The sequence below is a fragment of the Inquilinus sp. NPDC058860 genome, from assembly GCF_042743185.1.
GTDB lineage: Bacteria > Pseudomonadota > Alphaproteobacteria > DSM-16000 > Inquilinaceae > Inquilinus.
In genome coordinates, this window is record NZ_JBHYMS010000035.1 from 1 (window position 1) to 18,901 (window position 18,901).

Sequence of the window (18,901 nt, forward strand, 5' to 3'; positions counted from 1 at the left end):
TGGCGGCGAAACCCCCCTCCCCCTATCCCCCTCCCGCGAGGGGAGGGGGGACTCATTTGGTTTCTGGCGGAGGTCCAATCTCTCCCACCCCTCCGACCTCTCCCGCCCCGCGGAAGCGACCGCCCCACACCAAGCACCGCTGACAGGAAGGGCCGACCCGCATGCAGTCGATCAAGTCGAACGCCCTGGAGCCGACGCGGCTGGAGCTCGCCGCGCTCAACCCGGCACAGCGGGCGGTGCGGCTGCTGCCGGTCTACGGCCTGCCGATCCTGACCGTGCTCCTGATCCTGGTCTTCTCGCTGCTGCTGCCGCGCACCTTCCCGACCATGCTGAACCTGCGCTCGATCCTGGGCGACAAGTCGGTGATCGCGCTGCTGTCCCTGGCCGCGATGATTCCGATGATGGCGGGGCGGATCGACCTGACCGTCGGCTACGGCATCGTGCTGTGGCACATCGTGGCGATCGCGCTGCAGACCCAGCTCGGCCTCGACTGGGGCGTGGCCGTGGTCGTCGTGCTGCTGCTCGGCTGCGCCCTCGGCCTCGTCAACGGCCTGCTGGTCGAGATCGCGCGGATCGACAGCTTCATCGCCACGCTGGGCACCGGCACGGTGCTGTACGCCATCGCCCTCTGGTACACCGAGGGCCGCCAGGTCATCGGCGTGCTGCCGAACGGCTTCCTGGCGCTGTACACGCTGCAGGTCTTCGGCATCCCGATCGCCGCCTTCTATGTCCTGGCGGTGGGGCTGATGCTGTGGATCGCGGCGGAGTTCCTGCCGGTCGGACGCTGCCTCTACGCCATCGGCGCCAATCCGCGGGCGGCCGAGCTGAACGGCATCCCGACCCGGCGCTACGTCATCGGCGCCTTCGTCGCCTCCGGCCTGCTCGGCGCCCTCGCCGGCATCGTGCTGGCGGCGAAGCTCAGGATCGGCCAGGCCTCGGTCGGGCTCGAGTTCCTGTTGCCCGCCCTGGTCGGCGCCTTCCTCGGCTCCACCACGATCAAGCCCGGCCGGGTCAATGTCTGGGGCACGCTGATCGGCGTCGCCATCCTGGCGGTCGGCATCTCCGGCATCCAGCAGCTGGGCGGCGCCTTCTATGTCGAGCCGCTGTTCAACGGCCTGACCCTGCTGCTGGCGATCGGCCTGGCCGGCTATGCCCAGCGCAAGCGCGGCCTGGCCCGCCGCCGGCGTCCTGACGATGCCGAAGCATCGACCACAACCGGCCCCACGACGGCGGCCGGACAACCAGGCGAACCAGGGAGGATCTGAGATGGCGTGGCGTTCGGTATCGGCATCGGCCCTTCTGCTCACGGCCCTGATGGCGGCCCCCCTTCCGGCGGCGGCGCAGGACGCCGTGGCCGCGGCCAAGGCGGTGATCGAGAAGGTGACCAAACCCAACCCGCCCTGGGACGGGCCGACCAGCGGGCCGAAGCTGCAGTCCGGCAAGACCGTGGTCTATGTCTCGGCCGACCAGCGCAACGGCGGCGCCCGCGGCGTCGCCGAGGGCATGGACGAGGCGGCGAAGCTGGCCGGCTGGGACTTCCGCGTGATCGACGGCCAGGGCACCGTCTCCGGCCGGTCCGCCGCGATGAACCAGGCGATCGCGCTGAAGCCGGACGCGATCGTGCTGGGCGCGCTGGACGCCGCCGAGCAGGCGGCCCCGATCGAGGATGCGGCGAAGCAGAAGATCGTCATCGTCGGCTGGCATTCCTTCGCCAAGCCGGGGCCGAGCGACACGCTGCCGGTGTTCACCAACATCACCACCGACCCGCTGGAGGTGGCGCGGGCCGCCGCCTCCTACGCCATCGCCGATTCCGACGGCAAGGCCGGCGTCGTGATCTTCACCGACTCGGTCTACCGCATCGCCATCGCCAAGTCGGACGCCATGGCCGAGGTGATCCGCGGCTGCCCCGGCTGCAAGGTGCTGTCGGTCGAGGACACGCCGCTGAGCGACACCGGCACCCGGATGGGGCCGCTGACCACGGCGCTGCTGCAGCGCTTCGGTGACGAATGGACCTACGCGCTGGGCATCAACGACCTGTATTTCGACTTCATGGCGCCGTCGCTGGCCTCGGCCGGCATCGGCGGCGACGGCGTGCCGCACAACGTCTCGGCCGGCGACGGCAGCGAGGTGGCGTTCCAGCGCATCCGCGCCGACCAGTACCAGGTCGGCACCGTGGCCGAGCCGCTGCGCCTGCACGGCTGGCAGCTGGTCGACGAGCTGAACCGCGCCTTCGCCGGCGAGAAGCCCAGCTTCTATGTCGCGCCGGCGCACCTCTTCACCCCGGCCAACATCAAGTTCGATGGCGGGCCGGACAATGTCTACGACCCGGAGAACGGCTACCGCGACGCCTACAAGAAGATCTGGGGCGTCAACTGACCCGGGGGCGCCCTGCGCCCCCTTCCTCACAACCAGGGCAGAGCCAATGAGCGACCTCCCGACCCCCGACCATGCCCGGAATCTGACGCTGATCGGCCACAGCGACCAGGGCGGCCGCCCGGACGGCGTGCAGCTGATGATCCATCGCGGCCACGCCTATACCGGGCACATGTTCTCCAAGGGATTCAGCGTCATCGACGTGCGCGACCCGCGCGACCCCAAGGCCGTGGCCTATGTGCCGGCGCCGCCCGGCACCTGGAACATCCACCTGCAGACCCATGACGACCTGCTGCTGGTGATCAACGCCAAGGACATGTTCGCGGCGGCGGAGTTCCAGGACGAGCGCGCCTATTACAAGGGCGCGCTGGGCGAGAAGGTCGGCACCGCGGCGACGACGCAGCCGGCCGAGCGCAACTGGACCGCCGGGATGGCCGTCTACGACATCTCCAGGCCGGCGGAGCCGCGGCAGATCGGCTTCATGCCGGTCGACGGCGGCGGCGTGCATCGGATCTGGTACACCGGCGGCCGCTGGGCCTATGTCTCCGCCCTGCTCGACGGCTTCACCGACTACATCTTCATGACCGTCGACATGAGCGACCCGACCAGGCCGCGCGCCGCCGGCCGATACTGGCTGCCCGGCATGAACCTGGCGGCGGGCGAGACGCCGGACTGGCCGGCGCAGCGCCGCTACGGCCTGCACCACCCGATCATCCATGGCGACACCGCCTATGCCGCCTGGCGCGACGCCGGGCTGGTGATGATCGACGTGGCCGACCGCGCCGCCCCGAAGCCGATCGTGCACCGCAACTGGAGCCCGCCCTTCGGCGGCGGCACCCACAACTGCCTGCCCCTGCCCGACCGCGACCTGCTGGTGGTGCTGGACGAGGCGGTGCTCGACCACCAGGAGGACGGGGTCAAGCACATCTGGATGTTCGACATCCGCGAGCCGGCGAATCCCATCAGCATCTCCACCTTCCCGCAGCCGGACGAGGCCGACTACGCCGCCAAGGGCGGGCATTTCGGGCCGCACAATGTGCACGAGAACCGGCCCGGCAGCTTCGTCAGCTCCGAGCTGATCTTCTCCACCTGGCAGAATGCCGGAATCCGGGTGCACGACATCCGCGACCCGTTCCGCCCGGTCGAGACCGCGGCCCTGGTGCCGGCCACGCCGACCCGGCTGGTCGACCACCGGCCGAACCGGGCCCGGGTGATCCAGTCCTGCGACATCTTCGTCGACGCCCAGGGGCTGGTCTACGCCAACGACTACAATGGCGGCCTGTCGATCATGGAATACACCGGCTGAGCGGCCGCGTCGCTGCGTCTCTCCGCGATCAACCCGTGGCCATGGGCGGGGTCATCTTGCTATGAATGCGGGATCGTCCGGCCGGGGCGCGCCCACCCGGCCGGCGCGGAGAGAAAAGATCGATCGGGGAGACCCCATGAGCACCGATGCCAGCCTTTTTCCCGTGTCCGACGACTGGGCCAAGCGCGCCTGGGTGGACGAGGCCAAGTACAGGGCGATGTACGAGCGCTCCGTCCAGGATCCCGAGGCCTTCTGGGCCGAGCACGGCAAGCGGGTCGACTGGATCAAGCCCTTCACCAAGGTCAAGAACACCAGCTTCGACGGCGACGTCCATATCCGCTGGTTCGAGGACGGCACGCTGAACGCCGCCTATAACTGCATCGACCGGCACCTGGCCAAGCGGGCCGACCAGACCGCGATCATCTGGGAAGGCGACGACCCGAAGGACAGCCGCCACATCAGCTATCGCGAGCTGCACGAGCAGGTGTGCCGCCTGGCCAACGTCCTGAAGGCCCGCGGCGTCAAGAAGGGCGACCGGGTCACCATCTACCTGCCGATGATCCCGGAGGCGGCCTATGCCCTGCTGGCCTGCGCCCGGATCGGCGCCGTCCATTCCGTGGTGTTCGGCGGCTTCTCGCCCGACAGCCTGAAGGACCGCATCCTCGACTGCCGCTCGACCGTGCTGATCACCGCCGACGAAGGGCTGCGCGGCGGCCGCGCGGTGGCGCTGAAGGCCAATGCCGACGAGGCGCTGAAGAGCTGCCCGGACGTCGACAGCGTCGTCGTCGTGCGCCGCACCGGCGGCAAGGTCGGCTGGACCGAGGGCCGCGACATCTGGCTGCACGAGGCCGCCGCCCGGGTTTCCGCCGACTGCCCGGCCGAGGAGATGGGCGCCGAGGACCCGCTGTTCATCCTCTACACCTCCGGCTCGACCGGCAAGCCGAAGGGGGTGCTGCACACCACCGGCGGCTATCTGGTCTATGCCGCGATGACGCACCAGTACGTCTTCGACTACCATGACGGGGACATCTACTGGTGCACCGCCGATGTCGGCTGGGTCACCGGCCACAGCTACATCCTGTACGGGCCGCTGGCGAACGGCGCCACCACGCTGATGTTCGAGGGCGTGCCGAACTATCCGGACACCTCGCGCTTCTGGCAGGTGGTGGACAAGCACAAGGTCAACATCTTCTACACCGCCCCGACCGCGATCCGCGCCCTGATGCGCGACGGCGAAGGACCGGTGAAAAAGACCAGCCGCGCCTCGCTGCGCCTGCTCGGTTCGGTCGGCGAACCGATCAACCCTGAGGCCTGGCTGTGGTACCACCGCGTGGTCGGCGACGGCCGCTGCCCGATCGTCGACACCTGGTGGCAGACCGAGACCGGCGGCATCCTGATCACGCCCTTGCCCGGCGCCATCGCCCAGAAGCCCGGCTCCGCCACCCTGCCCTTCTTCGGGGTCAAGCCGCTGATCGTCGACGGCGACGGCAAGCCGCTGGACGGCGCGGCCGAGGGCAATCTCTGCATCGCCGACAGCTGGCCCGGCCAGATGCGCACGGTGTTCGGCGACCACGAGCGCTTCGTGCAGACCTATTTCTCGACCTTCAAGGGCCTGTACTTCACCGGCGACGGCTGCCGCCGCGACGAGGACGGCTATTACTGGATCACCGGGCGGGTCGACGACGTGCTCAACGTCTCCGGCCACCGCATGGGCACCGCCGAGGTCGAGAGCGCCTTGGTCGCCCACCCGAAGGTGGCCGAGGCCGCGGTGGTCGGCTATCCGCACGACATCAAGGGCCAGGGCATCTACGCCTATGTCACCCTGATCGCCGGCGAGCAGCCGACCGAGGAGCTTAGGCGCGAGCTGGCGCAGTGGGTGCGCAAGCAGATCGGCCCGATCGCGACGCCGGACCTGATCCAGTGGGCGCCGGGCCTGCCGAAGACCCGCTCCGGCAAGATCATGCGCCGCATCCTGCGCAAGATCGCCGCGAACGAGCACGAGGCGCTGGGCGACACCTCGACTCTGGCCGACCCGGCGGTGGTGACCGACCTGGTCGACAACCGGATGAACCGGGGGTAGGCGCTCACAGTCTCCGGCTCGCCATGAGGCCTGGGGCGGGCATAGTCTATTGTCTTGATCGCCCGTGTCCGGAGACCGCCATGTGGACCGTCCGGGATGCCAAGAACCAGCTGTCCGAGATTCTGCGGCGCGCCAGGGCTGGCGAGCCGCAGGTGATCGGAACGCGAGAGCCCTGCGTCGTCATCTCCGCCGAGGCTTTCAAGGCGTTGGCGAGAGCCGACGAGCAGCATCTCGGCCGCTGGCTGATTGAGCACGCGCCGTCCGGGACCGAGATAGAGCTGCCCCCACGCGATTGACCTATTATCGTCATCGCGAGCCCCGAAGGGGCGTGGCGATCCAGCGGCACCGCCCCCTGGATCGCCACGTCGGCTTCGCCTCCTCGCGATAACGGTTTTGGACGCCTCTTTGAACCCGGTCAGGCCCGGGCCGGCGCCTCGCGCAGCTTGACGTCCGCCCGCGGGCCGGCGCCGGGGCGGAGCAGCGTCACCAGCAGCGCCGCGGCAAGGCCGGCAGCGGCCAGCACGTAGAGCCCGGCGGCGGTGGACTGGAACCCCTCCTCCACCGCGGTCTTCACGTTCGGGGCGAAGAAGCCGCCGAGATTGCCGATCGCGTTGATCGCGGCGATCCCGCCCGCGGCCGCCGCCCCGCCGAAATAGCCGGTCGGGAAGGTCCAGAAGATCGGCTGCGAGGTGATGATCCCCATCGTCGTCAGGCACAGGGCCGCGATCGCGATCGCCGGCGGGGCGTTGGCCGAGATCACGAGCCCGGCCGCGATGCCCAGCAGCGAGACGAAGGCGAAGCTGCGGCGATAGCCGGTGCGCACCGCCAGCCCGGGCCAGACCGTCGCCGCCACGATGGCGCAGGCCCAGGGAATCGCCGAGACCAGGCCGACCAGGAGGCCGACCTTCATGCCCAGGAGGGCGCCGACCTGGGTCGGCAGGTAGAAGGCGACGCCGTAGCCGCTGATCTGGATCAGGAAGTAGATCGCCGCGAAGTGCAGCAGCCTGGGGTCGGTCAGCACCGCGCGGAAGCCGACGCGGCCGGCCGCCTGCTTCTCCCGCTCCTCCGCCGCGATCGCCCGGCCCAGCGCCTCGCGCTCGTCGGCCGGCATCCAGCGCGCCTCGGACGGGCGGTCGGTGAGGTAGAAATAGGCCCATATGCCGACCAGGGAGGCGAGCAGCCCCTCGATCAGGAACATCAGCTGCCAGCCATGCAGGCCGAACAGCCCGTCGAGGTCAAGCAGCACGCCGGAGATCGGGCCGCCGAGCATCAGCGCCAGCGGCGAGCCGAAATAGAACAGCCCCATCACCCGGCCGCGCGCCCTGGCCGGGAACCAGTAGGTCATGAACAGGATCGCGCCGGGAAAGAAGCCGGCCTCGGCCGCGCCGAGCAGCAGCCGGATCACCGAGAAGGAGGTCTCGCCATGGGCGAAGGCCATGGCCGCCGCCACCAGCCCCCAGGTCACCATGATCCGCGCCATCCAGACCCGCGCCCCGACCCGGTGCAGGATCAGGTTGCTGGGTACCTCGAAGGCGGCATAGGTCAGGAAGAAGATGCCGGCGGCGAAGGCGAAGACCGCGTCGCTGAGGCCGGTCGTGGCCTGATAGGCCTCCTTGGCGAAGCCGATATTGGCCCGGTCCAGATAGGCCATCATGTACATCAGGATCAGGAACGGCACGAGCCGCCACGTCGCCCGCCGGATCGCACGATCCAGCACGGCCTCCTCCGAGGCCGCTGGTGGTGTCGTCGTCATCTTGGCTCCCTCTCGGCTGTTTTGGTTTCGCCCGGGCCGGTCCGGGCGACGGGGCTACAGGACCTTGCCGGGGTTGAGCAGCCCGCGCGGGTCCAGCGCGTCCTTCAGCCGGCGCATCAGCGCCAGCTCCGCCTCGCTGCGCACATAGGGCAGGTACGGCTTCTTGGTCAGGCCGATGCCGTGCTCGGCCGACACCGTCCCGCCGAATTCGCGGACCATGGCGTAGACGGTCTCGACGATCTCCTGCTTCGGCTGCGGCTCGGCGCCGGGGACGCCGGCGACGATGTGCAGGTTGCCGTCGCCGATATGGCCGTAGAACAGCGCGAAGATGCCGGGCAGGCGCTGCTCCAACGCCGTGCGGCAGGCCTGGACGTAGTCGTCCATCCTCGCCACCGGCAGGCCGATATCGAAGGATTCGTGCGGGCCCAGCACCTGCTTGAACTCGGCCGCAGCGTCGCGCACGCCCCAGAAGGCGCGGATGTCGCTGATCGACTGCGCCACCGCCGCGTCGGCGATCACGCCCTCCTCGGCCTGGCGCTCGAGCCAGGCCTGGAAGCGCGGGCCGTCCACCGCCTCGTCGGTGCCCTGCGCCTCGACCAGCACGTAGCCGGCATGGCCGCCGGAGATCGGGCTGCGCAGGCCCGGCACCCGCGTCGTGACCACGTCCCAATAGTCCGGCCACATCACCTCGAAGGCCGACAGCAGCGGCCCCAGCCCGCGCCGGGCCGCGTTCAGCAGCTTCACCGTGTGCTCGTAGCTCGACAGGCCGCACAGCGCGGCCATGGTGCAGCCCGGCTTCGGGAACAGGCGCAGCACCGCCCGGGTGATCACGCCGAGCGTGCCTTCGCTGCCGATGAACAGGTGCTTCAGGTCGTAGCCGGCGTTGTTCTTGAGCATCTTGTTGAGGCTGGTGACCACCTCGCCGCCCGGCAGCACCACCTCGATCCCCAGCACCATCTCGCGCGCCATGCCGTAGCGGATCACCCGGTTGCCGCCAGCATTGGTCGAGAGGTTGCCGCCGATGGCGCAGGAGCCGCGGGCGCCGAGGTCGAGCGGGATGAAGAAGCCGGCCTCGTCCGCCGCCTGCTGCACCGCCTGCAGCGGCGTGCCGGCCCGCACCGTCATGGTGGCCGAGGCGGTGTCGATCTCCTCCACCCCGGTCATGCGCTCCAGCGACAGGGCGACCGAGCCCGCCACCGGCCGGGCGCCGCCGCACAGCCCGGTCAGCCCGCCCTGCGGCACCACCGGCACGCCGTGCTCGGCGCAGATCCGCATCGCCGCGGCCACGCCCGCGGTGTCGGCGGGGCGGACCACCACCAGCGGCCGCAGGGGGCCGAGCGTGCTCCAGTCGGATTCGTTGCGGGCCGGGATGTCGGGGCCGGCGAGGACCGAAGCGGCGCCGAGCGCGGCGGTCAGGGACGGGATGAGGGCGTCCGGGATCTGGGTCGCTGCCTCTTGCACCAAGCTGTCCTCCCTCGCGCCCGGACCTGACCGTCCAGGCTTCGCCTCGCCGGGATGCGATGCCTATTCCGGGCACCAAATCCACAGCCTCATGTCAGACATATCATCTGACATGTTAGTGAGGCAATGCTGAATGTCGGACAAATCGTTCGGGCACGTCCGAGCGTCACGCCAGTCGGCGCGGCGACCAGGCAACGAGAGGGGGAGAAGGAAAGCCGTCAGCCGAAGGCGCGCAGCGCCACCACCGCCGCCACCCCGACCAGGATGGTGGCGAGCAGAGGCAGGCGGGTGGCGGCGACCGCGGTGACCAGCGCCGCCGCGGTCTCGGGCCAGCCGGTGGCCAGCACCATCGGCGCGATGACCGCGGTCAGCACCGCCGGCGGCGCCGCGTCGAACGCCGCCTTCAGCCGACCCTGCAGCCGCAGCCGCCCGGCCAGGAACAGGCCGGAGATCCGGGTCAGGTAGGTGACGGCCGCCATGCCGAGGATGGCGGCCAGGGTGGTCGGATCGATGCTCATGCCGGCACCTCCTCGGGCTCCGCGGCCAGCCAGGCGGCGGCGATGCCGGCCAGGGCGCCGGCCGCGACATGCCAGGGCGGGCCGGCCAGGTGGTAGACCAGGGCGGCGGTGACCAGGCTGGCGGCGATGGTGAAGGTGCTGCGATGGCCGCGCCAGAAGCCGACGACCAGGCCGATGAACAGGGCGGTGAAGGCGAAGTCGGCGCCGATCCGGGCCGGATCGCCGATCGCCGCGCCGATCACGGCGCCGAGCGTTCCCCAGACCAGCCAGTTCAGGTAGAAGAAGCCGCCCATCCCCAGGAAATAGGCCGGCGTCAGCGCGCGCCCCGCGGCCCGCCGCTCCGCCATCGCCCAGTTCTCGTCGGCCAGCACCGCATAGCCCAGCAGGCGCTGGCCCCAGGTGAAGTGGCCGGTGCGGCGGGCCAGCGACAGGCTCATCAGGATGTGGCGGGAGTTGATCAGCAGGGTCGACACCACCAGCGTCGCCACCGGCACCGGCCAGGACCACAGGTCGATCGCCGCGAACTGCGCGCCGCCGGCGAAGACCAGGGCGCACATCAGCGCCATCTCGGCCGGCGACAGCCCCTTGGCGGCGCCGAGCGCGCCGCAGAGCAGGCCGATCGGGATCGCGGCGATGGCGGGCGGGAGGATGTCGCGGATGCCGTCCAGGGCATCGCGCCGGAGGTCTCGGGTCATGCGGAAGCCGATGCTGGGATCAGAGGTTGAGGCCGGCCCGGTAGGCGCCGGGGGCGACGCCCAGCCGCGCCTTGAAGGCATGGGTCAGATGGGCCTGGTCGCAGAAGCCGGTGGCGGCCGCGACCTCGGCCGGCGCCTCGCCCGCCCGCAGCCGGCGCCGGGCGGCCTGGACGCGCAGGCTCAGCAGATAGGCGTGCGGCGTCATCCGCAGCTCGCGCCGGAAGGCCCGGATCAGGTGGTGGCGCGACAGCCCGGCCTCGGCCGCGAAATCGTCGAGCGACAGCTCCTCGGCGTAGCGGTCGCGCATCAGCCGGGTCACCCGGGCGATCCGGCTGGAATCCGACGCCGTCTCGGCCGGGCGGAACGCGGCGTGGCGGATCAGGCAGCTTCCATAGGCGCGCAGCAGCAGCTCGTCCATCGCCAGGGCGTCGCCCCGGGCCTGGGCGGCGAAGGCCTCGGCGAACAGGGCCACGGTGTCGGGGTCGTGCACCGCCGGCTGTGGGAAGAACGGGGTCTCGGTCACCGGCCGGCCGGCGATCTCCGACGCCAGGCGCCGCATCAGCGCGACCGAGGGATAGGTCATGCGGTAGCGGTAGCCGCCGCCATAGGGCTCGCCGTCATGCGCGTCCTCCGGATTGACCAGGGCGAGGTCGCCAGGGCCGCCATAGCGCTGCTCACCGCGGGCCAGGAAGGTCTCGCAGCCGGCGAAGATGCCGCCGATGGCGTAGGTCTCGTGCATGTGCAGGGCATAGCGATGGGTGCGGAACGTCGCTTCAAGGCATTCCAGCCCGTCGAAGCCCGACGCCGTGAAGAACCGCGACCGCTCGCCCTGCGCGAGCGGCTCGGCCGCCACCGCCTGTTCCTGCGTGATGCTGTCCATCGGGCCGATCATAGGGCCGGGGCCGGCGCCGTCTTGTAGAAAATCGGCATGGCGGAACAGCTCCGCTTTGCGCCGTCACGACCGATACACCCATCGGGCATTGGCCGGAGGATGCCCCCCGGCGCGATAGTCTGCCGGTACAACAGGGAACGACCGCCATGAGCACGATCAAGGAAGCGCAGTCCTGGAGCGCCGAGGGCTATGCCCGCAACGCGCGCTTCGTCGCCGATCTGGGCCAGCCGGTGCTCGAGCTGCTGGCGCCGCAGCCGGGCGAGCGCATCCTCGATCTCGGCTGCGGCGACGGCGCCCTGACCGCCAGGCTGGCCGCGGCCGGCGCCGAGGTGGTCGGGGCCGACGCCTCGGCCGAGCTGGTGGCCGCTGCGCGCGCCCTGGGCCTCGACGCCCGCATCGCCGACGGCCAGGCCCTGGCCTTCGCGGCCGAGTTCGACGCCGTGTTCAGCAATGCCGCGCTGCACTGGATGCGGCAACCCGACGCCGTGATCGCCGGCGTCCGGCGGGCGCTGAAGCCGGGCGGGCGCTTCGTCGGCGAGTTCGGCGGCCACGGCAATGTCGCGGCGATCGTGACCGCCCTGGTCGCGGCGCTGAACGCCCACGGCCTGGACGGGGCCGCCCGGATGCCGTGGTTCTTCCCCACCCCGGCCGAATACGCGGCGAAGCTGGAGGCACAGAGCTTCCGGGTCGACACGATCGGCCTGGTGCCGCGGCCGACGCCGCTGCCCACCGGCATGCGCGGCTGGCTCGACACCTTCGCCAATCCGCTGCTGGACGGCATCGGCGGCGCGGCGCGGGCCGAGATCCTGGACGAGGTCGAGGCGCTGCTGGCACCCAGCCTGCGCGACCGGTCCGGGAACTGGAGCGCCGACTACGTCCGGCTGCGCTTCGCCGCGACGCTGACATCATGACGGCCGTGGCAAAGGCCGAAGGCGGCCGGCGCGGCGAGGCGATCGGCTACCTGCTGGCGATCCTCGGCGTGCTCGCCTTCTCCACCCGGCCGGTGCTGATCCGGCTGGGCTATGCCGAGGGGGTCGATGCCGAGACGCTGCTGGCGCTGCGCATGGGCCTGTCCCTGCCCTTCTTCGTGGCGATGTGGGCCTGGGCCCGGCGCCGCGCCGCGGGGCCGCTGGCGCCGGGCGACCTCTTGCGCACCGTGGCGCTGGGGCTGCTCGGCTACTGGATCGCCAGCTATTGCGACTTCCTGGGGCTGCGCACGGTGCCGGCCGGGCTGGGCCGGATCATCCTGTTCCTGTACCCGACCTTCGTGCTGGCGCTGTCGGCCGTGGTGCTCGGCCGGCGGCCGCAGCGGCGGGAGATCCTGTGCCTGGCCGTCGCCTATGCCGGGCTGTTCCTGGTGCTGGACGCCGCGGCGGCCAGCTTCGACGCGGCCCGGCTGGGCGGCGCCGGGCTGATCCTGCTCAGCGCCCTCGCTTATGCCGCCTATCTGGTCGGGGGCGCCAACACCGTGCCCCGGATCGGCAGCACCCGGTTCACCGCCATCGCCATGATGGCGGCCTGCGTCGCCTGCATCGCCCAATTCTTCGTGCTGCGCCCGGCCGACCACCTGCTGGTGTCCGGCAAGGTGCTGGGCATCGCCGCCTGGATCGCGGTGATCGGCACGGTGCTGCCGGTCTGGGCGACCAGCGAGGCGCTGAAGCGGATCGGCGCGGCGCGGGCGGCGCTGCTGGGCGCGCTCGGGCCCGTCTCGACCATCCTCCTGGCCTGGGCCGGGATGGATGAGGCATTGACCGGGCTGCAGGTGGTGGGGGCGCTTCTGGTGCTGGGCGGCGTCGGGCTGCTGACGCTGCCGCGACGCTGACCGGAGGCTAAGACAACAGGGCGATGACCGCCGTGACGGCGCCGAGCACAACGGGTACGGCCACCCAGGCGACCGCGACCTCGGACCAGGACACCCGGGCGGACCGGGCTTCCGTCCCCCATCCTTCGCTCTGCGCCATCGAATCGTCCGGCTCGAGGCCGGTCATTCCGATGAGGCTCATGTTTCAGCTCCGCGCTTCATTCCAGCGCAACGCCCCGGCCGGACATCCGACCGAGGCGCATCCATGACTATGGCGAAGTCGGTGAGCCGGTGCTGTGACCGGGGGCACAGCCGACGCGGAGAAAATCGGCCTCGCGCCGGGCGGGGGTCAGCTCAGCGCCAGTGGCCCTCGATCCAGGCGCCCCGGCTCCAGTAGCCGGGCACCCAGATCCGGGCCGGCGGCGCGGCATAGACCACGCGCGGGGGCGGCGCGTAGACGACGGGCGGCGGGGCCGCATAGACCACCGGCGGGGGCCCGTAGTAGACCGGCGGCGGCCGGTAATAGACCGGAGGCGGCGGCGCATACACCACCGGCGGCCCGACCGGCACGCCGATGCCGATGCTCACGCCGGGATGCCAACCCCAGCCGCCGCGCCACCAGGCCTCGGCCGGGGTGGAGACCATCAGCGGCAGGGCCAGGGCGGCGCCGAGCGCCGCCATCAGCGTGGCACGGCGCGGGGTGATGCGGAACAGCTTCAGCATGGTCACACCATCTGTCTGAACGCGGCACGCCGAAGCGGGCGTGTCCCCAATCACACGGACAGATGGTGCTACGCCGTCGCCGGCGGCAAGGCAATTTACCGCGATTTAATGGGATGGGCGGCACGGGCGCCGGACGGCGCCCGTGCCGGCGTCGTCAGGCCTGGACCGTCTTCTGGGCCTGCTCGCCCAGCTTTTCGATGCCGAGGCGGATGGTCTGCCCGGCCTTCAGGTACTTCGGCGGCTTCTGCCCCATGCCGACGCCCGGGGGGGTGCCGGTGGAGATGATGTCGCCGGTGCGCAGCCCCATGAACTGGCTGAGATAGCTGACCAGGAACGGCGTCTTGTAGACCATCGTCCTGGTCGAGCCGTTCTGGTAGCGGTGGCCGTCCACCTCCAGCCACATATGCAGGTTGTCGTAGTCGCCGACCTCGTCCGGCGTCACCAGCCAGGGGCCGGTCGGGCCGAAGGTGTCGCAGCTCTTGCCCTTGGTCCACTGGCCGTGGCGCTCGGTCTGGAAGGCGCGCTCGGACACGTCGTTGATGACGCAGAAGCCGGCGACATGGCTCATCGCGTCGGCCTCGGACACGTATTTCGCCGGCTTGCCGATGACGATGCCGAGCTCGACCTCCCAGTCGGTCTTCTCGCTGGCGCGCGGGATCTCGACATCGTCGTTCGGACCGACGATGGCGCTGGTGGCCTTCATGAAGATGATCGGCTCCGGCGGCACGGTGGCGCCGGTCTCGGCGGCGTGGTCGGAGTAGTTCAGGCCGATGCAGATGAATTTGCCGGTGCCGGCGACGCAGGCGCCGAGCCGCGGATTGCCGGGAACGACCGGCAGCGAGGACGGGTCGAGGCCCTTCAGCCGGGCGATGCCGGCCGGGGTCAGCGCGTCGCCGGAGATGTCGGGCACGACGCCCGACAGGTCGCGGATCCGGCCCTCGGCGTCGAGCAGGCCCGGCTTCTCCTGCCCCGCGGGGCCGTAGCGCAACAGCTTCATCGATGTTCTCTCCCTAGGAACGCGGGTGTTGGGCGGCTCGGAGCCGCGGTCAGATGGTGATGCCGCCGTCGACGTTGATCGCCTGGCCGGTGAGGTAGGAGGCCTCGTCCGAGGCCAGGTAGATCGCCAGCGACGCGATCTCCTCGGCGGTGCCGAGGCGGCCCATCGGCTGCCGCGCCACGAAGGCGGCGCGCGCCTTCTCGACATCGCCCTGCGCCGCCATCCGGTCGTGCAGGCTCGGCGTCTCCACCGTGCCCGGGCAGATGGCGTTGCAGCGGACGCCCTGGCCGACGAAATCGGCGGCGATCGACTTGGTCAGGCCGAGGACGGCGGCCTTGGTGGCGCCGTAGACGAAGCGGTTCGGCAGGCCCTTGATCGAGGAGCAGACCGAGGCGACGTTGACGATGGCGCCGCCGCCGGCCCCGATCATCGCCGGCAGGAAGGCGCGGCACATGTGATAGGCCGACCGGACATTGAGGTCGAAGGAGAAGTCCCAGTCCTTCTCCTCGCAGTCGAGGATGGTGCCGGCATGGACGAAGCCGGCGCAGTTGAACAGCACGTCGACGGCGCCGCGCTCGGCCGCATAGGCCTTGATCGCATCATGGCTGAGCACGTCGAGCCGGCTGACCGTGATGCCGGGAGCCTCGGCCGCCAGCGCGTCGAGCGCGGCCTGGTTGATGTCGGTGGCATGGACCGTCGCCCCTTCGCGGGCGAAGGCCAGCGCCACCGCCCGGCCGATCCCCTGCCCCGCCGCGGTCAGCACCGCCGTCTTGCCCGCCAGCCTGCCAGCCATTGTCGCAACCCGCTTGTTAAGTCGGACGTATTCCTCGCCCCGAGCGGCGCGCCCGTCAAGCGGAAGCGTATCACCGCTGGTCAAAGCGTAGGCAACAGCGTTAGGAAGGCGGAGGATCATTGTGACGAGCGTGGAGTTGTCATGAAGCGGACCCGGACCGCGGTGATCGGGGCGGGCTATTTCGGCAGCCTGCACGCCGCCAAGCATGCCGAGCTGCCCGAGGCCGAGCTGGTCGCGGTCTGCGACACCGACCTCGGCCGGGCCGAGGCGCTGGCGGCCAAGCTCGGCGCCCGGGCGGTGACCGACCTGTCCGAGCTGATCGGCCAGGTCGACGCGGTCAGCGTCGCCACGCCGACCAATGCCCATTTCGACACCGCGCGCACCTGCCTGGAGGCCGGGATCCACGTGCTGATCGAGAAGCCGATCAGCAACACGCTGGAGGAGGCCGACGCGCTGACCCGCCTGGCCGCCGACCGCAAGCTGGTGCTGCAGGTCGGCCATCTGGAGCGCTTCAACCCGGTGGTGCAGGGCTTGGCCAAGATCCTGGACCGGCCGCGCTACATCGAATGCCAGCGCATCTCCGCCTTCAAGCCGCGCGGCACCGACGTCAATGTCGTGCTCGACATGATGATCCACGACATCGACCTGGTGCTGAAGATCGTGGGGTCGCCGGTCGACCGGATCGACGCCGTCGGCGCGCCGGTGCTGAGCGAGGCCGACGACATCGTCAACGCCCGGCTGCAATTCGCCAATGGCTGCACCGCCACGGTGACCGCCAGCCGGGTCAGCTGGAAGCGCCACCGCACCATGCGGATCTTCCAGCAGGACGGCTACATCATGGTCGACCTGAGCGAGGCCAAGCTGACCTTCATCCGCAAGACCCGCGGCCGCGACGGCCAGCCGGAGCTGTACCAGGAGGAGCAGCAGTTCGAGACCGGCGACCCGCTGAAGCTGGAGATCCAGAGCTTCCTCGACAGCGTCGGCAACGGCCGTCCGCCGGCGGTCAGCGGGCCGGAAGGCCGGGCGGCGCTGGCCGCGGCGCTGGACATCACGCATCAGCTGGCCGACTGGCGCCGGCGCTTCCAGGACGGCGACGCGCCGCAGATTGACGGGACGCAAGGGGCAGAGGGGGCGCGTTGAAACCGAGGCGGCACGACATCATCTATCCGGATCAAGGACTTATCTCCCGAGATCCGAGCCATGGATGACCCGTATGCCGTGCTGGGCGTGCCCCGCACCGCCAGCGAGGACGAGATCCGGCGGGCCTATCGCAAGCTCGCCAAGAAGCATCACCCCGACCTGAACCACGGCGACGCCCGCGCCGAGGAGCGGTTCAAGGCGGTGTCGAGCGCCTATGACCTCTTGAGCGACGCCGAGAAGCGCCGCCGCTTCGACGCCGGCGAGATCGACGCCAACGGCACCGAGCGCGGCTATGCCCGCCGGCCCGGCGGCGGCTGGGCCGGAGCGGGGGCCGGAAGCGGCGCCGGCGGCACGCGCTACCAGCGCTACGACAACTACGATGCCTTCACCGATCCCGGCGACATCGACGACATCCTGCGCGGCATGTTCGGACGGGGGGGAGCCCGAGCCGGCACCGCCAAGGGCCGCGACATCAGCTATACGCTGCGGGCCGAGTTCCGCCTCGCGGTCGAGGGCGGCGAGACCACGGTGACGCTGGCCGATGGCCGGTCGCTCAAGGTCACCCTGCCGGTCGGGCTGACCGACGGCCAGACCATCCGCCTGCGCGGCCAGGGCGAGCGCGGCCCCCGCGGCGCTCCCGGCGATGCGCTGATCGAGGTCCGGATCATCCCCGACCCGGTGCTGGAGCGCGACGGCAGCGACATCCGCATGACCCTGCCGGTGTCGCTGCAGGAGGCGGTGCTGGGCGGCCGGGTCGAGGTGCCGACGCTGCTGGGCCCGGTGATGCTGACCATCCCCAAGGGGTCGAACAGCGGCGCGGTGCTGCGGCTGAAGGGCAAGGGCGTGCGCAGCCCGACCAGCGGCGGCCGCGGCGACCAGTATGTCCGGCTCGCCGTCACCCTGCCGGATCCGGCCGATCCTGAGCTGGCCCGCTTCGTCGAGGACTGGGGCGCCCGCCACCCCTACGACCCGCGCAAGGGCAAGGTGCGGTAAGGTTTCGGCACAGATGTGCCGTAGGTTGGGTTCGCGTCCGCGAACCCAACATCGCGCCGCCGAACCGGTGTTGGGTTCGCCAGGGCGAACCCAACCTACAACGTGATCACATCCCTGCGACAAAAGCAGATTTGACGCCGTCGCGGGCCGGCGCGATAAGCCGATTCATGCACTCCGCCCCCGCCGCCGCGGCCCTGCGCCCTGCCGTCGCCTCCCCCACGCGCCCGATCGCGCTGTGGCTGTTCCTCTGCGCCGCCATGGTCTTCGCCATGGCGGTGATCGGCGCCGTCACGCGGCTGACCGAGAGCGGCCTGTCGATCGTCGAATGGGCACCGATCAAGGGCGCGTTGCCGCCGCTGTCGGACCAGGCCTGGCAGGACGCCTTCGCCGCCTACAAGGCGACGCCGGAATATCTCTACAAGAACACCGGCATGTCGCTGGAGGCATTCCAGCAGATCTTCTTCTGGGAATGGCTGCACCGGCTGTGGGGCCGGCTGATCGGTCTGGTCTTCGCCGCCGGCCTGGCCTGGTTCTGGTGGCGCGGCGGGCTGGACCGCGGCCTGCGGCTGCGCCTGCTCGGCCTCCTGGTCCTCGGCGGGCTGCAGGGGGCGCTGGGCTGGTTCATGGTGATGAGCGGCCTGGTCGACCGCCCCTCGGTCAGCCATTACCGCCTGGCCGCGCATCTCGGCCTGGCGGTCCTGCTGTACGCCCTGATCCTGTGGACCGCCTACGGGCTGGCGCTGCCGCGGCTGGGCGGCTTCGCCGGGGCGCGGTCGCTGCGCCGGCACACGTCGGTCGCCATCGGCTGCGTCGCCGTCACCATGTGCTGGGGCGCCTTCGTCGCCGGGCTCGACGCCGGCCAAGTCTACAACACCTTTCCGCTGATGGACGGGCGGCTGCTGCCGCCGCCGGAATCCTTCAGCATCATCCCGGCCTGGCTGAACTGGTTCGACAACACCGCCCTGGTGCAGTTCACCCATCGCTGGCTGGCGATCGGCACGTCGCTCGTGGTGCTGGCCCTGGCCGTCCGCTGCACCCGTACGCCGGTGGTCGGCTGGGGCCACCTGGCCGGCCTGATGGTGGCGGTCCAGGTCGGCCTCGGCATCTCCACCCTGCTGGCGCAGGTGCCGGTCTGGCTGGGGGCGATGCATCAGGCGGGGGCCCTGCTGCTGCTCGCCTTCCTGCTCGCGCTTCGTTTCGTCACCCGGCCGGTTTCGGAATCGCGGCTCAGATGAGGCCAAGAAGAAAGTAAAGAACAAGCACGACGCCGATTCGAAACTTTCCTTTTTGCGACTTTTGCAAGGCTTGAAACCCGCGCCGGATTCATAGCAGACCCGCGAATTCGATTGCTCAAATGCGGTCGAAACGATACCGTC

At 70.6% G+C, this 18,901-nt stretch carries 19 protein-coding genes; 10 read left to right on the forward strand and 9 right to left on the reverse strand.

Annotated features, from left to right (window positions below; all coding sequences use genetic code 11):
- Positions 1-161 precede the first annotated feature (161 nt).
- From ACFW16_RS22145 to ACFW16_RS22165, 5 genes are all read left to right on the forward strand, one after another.
- On the forward strand, positions 162-1,265 hold the full coding sequence (locus ACFW16_RS22145; protein WP_380309030.1) for an ABC transporter permease: 1,104 nt from the start codon (positions 162-164) through the stop codon (positions 1,263-1,265).
- A 1-nt stretch (position 1,266) separates the two neighbouring features.
- The gene (locus ACFW16_RS22150; protein ID WP_380309032.1) at positions 1,267-2,376 is read left to right on the forward strand and encodes a substrate-binding domain-containing protein; all 1,110 of its coding nucleotides are present in this window, start codon (positions 1,267-1,269) and stop codon (positions 2,374-2,376) included.
- 46 nt (positions 2,377-2,422) lie between these two features.
- Complete coding sequence (locus ACFW16_RS22155; protein WP_380309034.1) at positions 2,423-3,679, forward strand: LVIVD repeat-containing protein; 1,257 nt, start codon at positions 2,423-2,425, stop codon at positions 3,677-3,679.
- A 136-nt stretch (positions 3,680-3,815) separates the two neighbouring features.
- Positions 3,816-5,759 (forward strand): acetate--CoA ligase, encoded by a 1,944-nt coding sequence (acs, locus tag ACFW16_RS22160; protein ID WP_380309036.1) that lies wholly within the window; start codon positions 3,816-3,818, stop codon positions 5,757-5,759.
- An 80-nt stretch (positions 5,760-5,839) separates the two neighbouring features.
- Entirely contained in the window at positions 5,840-6,055 is a 216-nt protein-coding gene (locus ACFW16_RS22165) for a type II toxin-antitoxin system prevent-host-death family antitoxin (RefSeq protein WP_380309038.1), read from the forward strand.
- Positions 6,056-6,174: 119 nt separating this feature from the next.
- On the opposite strand, the gene ACFW16_RS22170 is transcribed toward ACFW16_RS22165, so the two are convergent.
- From ACFW16_RS22170 to ACFW16_RS22190, 5 genes are all read right to left on the reverse strand, one after another.
- Positions 6,175-7,512, reverse strand: a complete 1,338-nt coding sequence (locus ACFW16_RS22170; RefSeq protein WP_380309040.1) for an MFS transporter — start codon at positions 7,510-7,512, stop codon at positions 6,175-6,177.
- Between the two features lie 54 nt (positions 7,513-7,566).
- A complete protein-coding gene (locus ACFW16_RS22175; protein ID WP_380309042.1) occupies positions 7,567-8,973 on the reverse strand; it encodes an FAD-binding oxidoreductase in 1,407 nt (468 codons plus the stop codon).
- Between the two features lie 218 nt (positions 8,974-9,191).
- Positions 9,192-9,491: an AzlD family protein gene (locus ACFW16_RS22180; RefSeq protein WP_380309044.1), complete on the reverse strand. Its 300-nt coding sequence runs from the start codon at positions 9,489-9,491 to the stop codon at positions 9,192-9,194.
- Positions 9,488-10,186 carry an AzlC family ABC transporter permease gene (locus ACFW16_RS22185; protein ID WP_380309046.1) on the reverse strand — a complete coding sequence of 233 codons (699 nt, stop codon included), beginning with the start codon at positions 10,184-10,186 and terminating at the stop codon, positions 9,488-9,490. The genes ACFW16_RS22180 and ACFW16_RS22185 overlap by 4 nt, the downstream gene beginning before the upstream one ends.
- A 19-nt stretch (positions 10,187-10,205) precedes the next feature.
- The gene (locus ACFW16_RS22190) at positions 10,206-11,066 is read right to left on the reverse strand and encodes a helix-turn-helix domain-containing protein (protein WP_380309048.1); all 861 of its coding nucleotides are present in this window, start codon (positions 11,064-11,066) and stop codon (positions 10,206-10,208) included.
- Positions 11,067-11,224: 158 nt separating this feature from the next.
- On the opposite strand from ACFW16_RS22190, the gene ACFW16_RS22195 reads away from it, so the two are divergent.
- A complete protein-coding gene (locus ACFW16_RS22195) occupies positions 11,225-11,989 on the forward strand; it encodes a class I SAM-dependent methyltransferase (RefSeq protein WP_380309050.1) in 765 nt (254 codons plus the stop codon).
- Positions 11,986-12,900: a DMT family transporter gene (locus ACFW16_RS22200; RefSeq protein ID WP_380309052.1), complete on the forward strand. Its 915-nt coding sequence runs from the start codon at positions 11,986-11,988 to the stop codon at positions 12,898-12,900. Before ACFW16_RS22195 ends, ACFW16_RS22200 begins: the two co-directional genes overlap by 4 nt.
- 7 nt (positions 12,901-12,907) lie before the next feature.
- Here ACFW16_RS22200 and ACFW16_RS22205 read toward each other — a convergent pair whose 3' ends face one another.
- The 4 genes from ACFW16_RS22205 to ACFW16_RS22220 form a co-directional block, all read right to left on the reverse strand.
- On the reverse strand, positions 12,908-13,081 hold the full coding sequence (locus tag ACFW16_RS22205) for a hypothetical protein (protein ID WP_380309054.1): 174 nt from the start codon (positions 13,079-13,081) through the stop codon (positions 12,908-12,910).
- 152 nt (positions 13,082-13,233) lie between these two features.
- Positions 13,234-13,602 (reverse strand): hypothetical protein, encoded by a 369-nt coding sequence (locus ACFW16_RS22210; RefSeq protein ID WP_380309056.1) that lies wholly within the window; start codon positions 13,600-13,602, stop codon positions 13,234-13,236.
- 154 nt (positions 13,603-13,756) lie between these two features.
- Positions 13,757-14,599 (reverse strand): fumarylacetoacetate hydrolase family protein, encoded by an 843-nt coding sequence (locus tag ACFW16_RS22215; protein WP_380309058.1) that lies wholly within the window; start codon positions 14,597-14,599, stop codon positions 13,757-13,759.
- A 49-nt stretch (positions 14,600-14,648) separates the two neighbouring features.
- Complete coding sequence (locus ACFW16_RS22220; RefSeq protein WP_380309060.1) at positions 14,649-15,392, reverse strand: SDR family oxidoreductase; 744 nt, start codon at positions 15,390-15,392, stop codon at positions 14,649-14,651.
- Positions 15,393-15,533: 141 nt separating this feature from the next.
- On the opposite strand from ACFW16_RS22220, the gene ACFW16_RS22225 reads away from it, so the two are divergent.
- The 3 genes from ACFW16_RS22225 (at position 15,534) to ACFW16_RS22235 (ending at position 18,760) form a co-directional block, all read left to right on the forward strand.
- Positions 15,534-16,532: a Gfo/Idh/MocA family protein gene (locus ACFW16_RS22225; RefSeq protein ID WP_380309062.1), complete on the forward strand. Its 999-nt coding sequence runs from the start codon at positions 15,534-15,536 to the stop codon at positions 16,530-16,532.
- Positions 16,533-16,592: 60 nt separating this feature from the next.
- Positions 16,593-17,525, forward strand: a complete 933-nt coding sequence (locus tag ACFW16_RS22230; RefSeq protein WP_380309064.1) for a DnaJ C-terminal domain-containing protein — start codon at positions 16,593-16,595, stop codon at positions 17,523-17,525.
- A 167-nt stretch (positions 17,526-17,692) separates the two neighbouring features.
- Complete coding sequence (locus ACFW16_RS22235; protein ID WP_380309066.1) at positions 17,693-18,760, forward strand: COX15/CtaA family protein; 1,068 nt, start codon at positions 17,693-17,695, stop codon at positions 18,758-18,760.
- The last annotated feature ends 141 nt before the right edge of the window (positions 18,761-18,901 follow it).

Bases quoted from the DNA above. Each gene is read 5' to 3' on its own strand.
- ACFW16_RS22145 (WP_380309030.1), top strand. From the start codon at position 162: ATGCAGTCGATCAAGTCGAACGCCCTGGAGCCGACGCGGCTGGAGCTC.
- ACFW16_RS22150 (WP_380309032.1), top strand. From the start codon at position 1,267: ATGGCGTGGCGTTCGGTATCGGCATCGGCCCTTCTGCTCACGGCCCTG.
- ACFW16_RS22155 (WP_380309034.1), top strand. From the start codon at position 2,423: ATGAGCGACCTCCCGACCCCCGACCATGCCCGGAATCTGACGCTGATC.
- acs (WP_380309036.1), top strand. From the start codon at position 3,816: ATGAGCACCGATGCCAGCCTTTTTCCCGTGTCCGACGACTGGGCCAAG.
- ACFW16_RS22165 (WP_380309038.1), top strand. From the start codon at position 5,840: ATGTGGACCGTCCGGGATGCCAAGAACCAGCTGTCCGAGATTCTGCGG.
- ACFW16_RS22170 (WP_380309040.1), bottom strand. From the start codon at position 7,512: ATGACGACGACACCACCAGCGGCCTCGGAGGAGGCCGTGCTGGATCGT.
- ACFW16_RS22180 (WP_380309044.1), bottom strand. From the start codon at position 9,491: ATGAGCATCGATCCGACCACCCTGGCCGCCATCCTCGGCATGGCGGCC.
- ACFW16_RS22185 (WP_380309046.1), bottom strand. From the start codon at position 10,186: ATGACCCGAGACCTCCGGCGCGATGCCCTGGACGGCATCCGCGACATC.
- ACFW16_RS22190 (WP_380309048.1), bottom strand. From the start codon at position 11,066: ATGGACAGCATCACGCAGGAACAGGCGGTGGCGGCCGAGCCGCTCGCG.
- ACFW16_RS22195 (WP_380309050.1), top strand. From the start codon at position 11,225: ATGAGCACGATCAAGGAAGCGCAGTCCTGGAGCGCCGAGGGCTATGCC.
- ACFW16_RS22200 (WP_380309052.1), top strand. From the start codon at position 11,986: ATGACGGCCGTGGCAAAGGCCGAAGGCGGCCGGCGCGGCGAGGCGATC.
- ACFW16_RS22205 (WP_380309054.1), bottom strand. From the start codon at position 13,081: ATGAGCCTCATCGGAATGACCGGCCTCGAGCCGGACGATTCGATGGCG.
- ACFW16_RS22210 (WP_380309056.1), bottom strand. From the start codon at position 13,602: ATGCTGAAGCTGTTCCGCATCACCCCGCGCCGTGCCACGCTGATGGCG.
- ACFW16_RS22215 (WP_380309058.1), bottom strand. From the start codon at position 14,599: ATGAAGCTGTTGCGCTACGGCCCCGCGGGGCAGGAGAAGCCGGGCCTG.
- ACFW16_RS22220 (WP_380309060.1), bottom strand. From the start codon at position 15,392: ATGGCTGGCAGGCTGGCGGGCAAGACGGCGGTGCTGACCGCGGCGGGG.
- ACFW16_RS22225 (WP_380309062.1), top strand. From the start codon at position 15,534: ATGAAGCGGACCCGGACCGCGGTGATCGGGGCGGGCTATTTCGGCAGC.
- ACFW16_RS22230 (WP_380309064.1), top strand. From the start codon at position 16,593: ATGGATGACCCGTATGCCGTGCTGGGCGTGCCCCGCACCGCCAGCGAG.
- ACFW16_RS22235 (WP_380309066.1), top strand. From the start codon at position 17,693: ATGCACTCCGCCCCCGCCGCCGCGGCCCTGCGCCCTGCCGTCGCCTCC.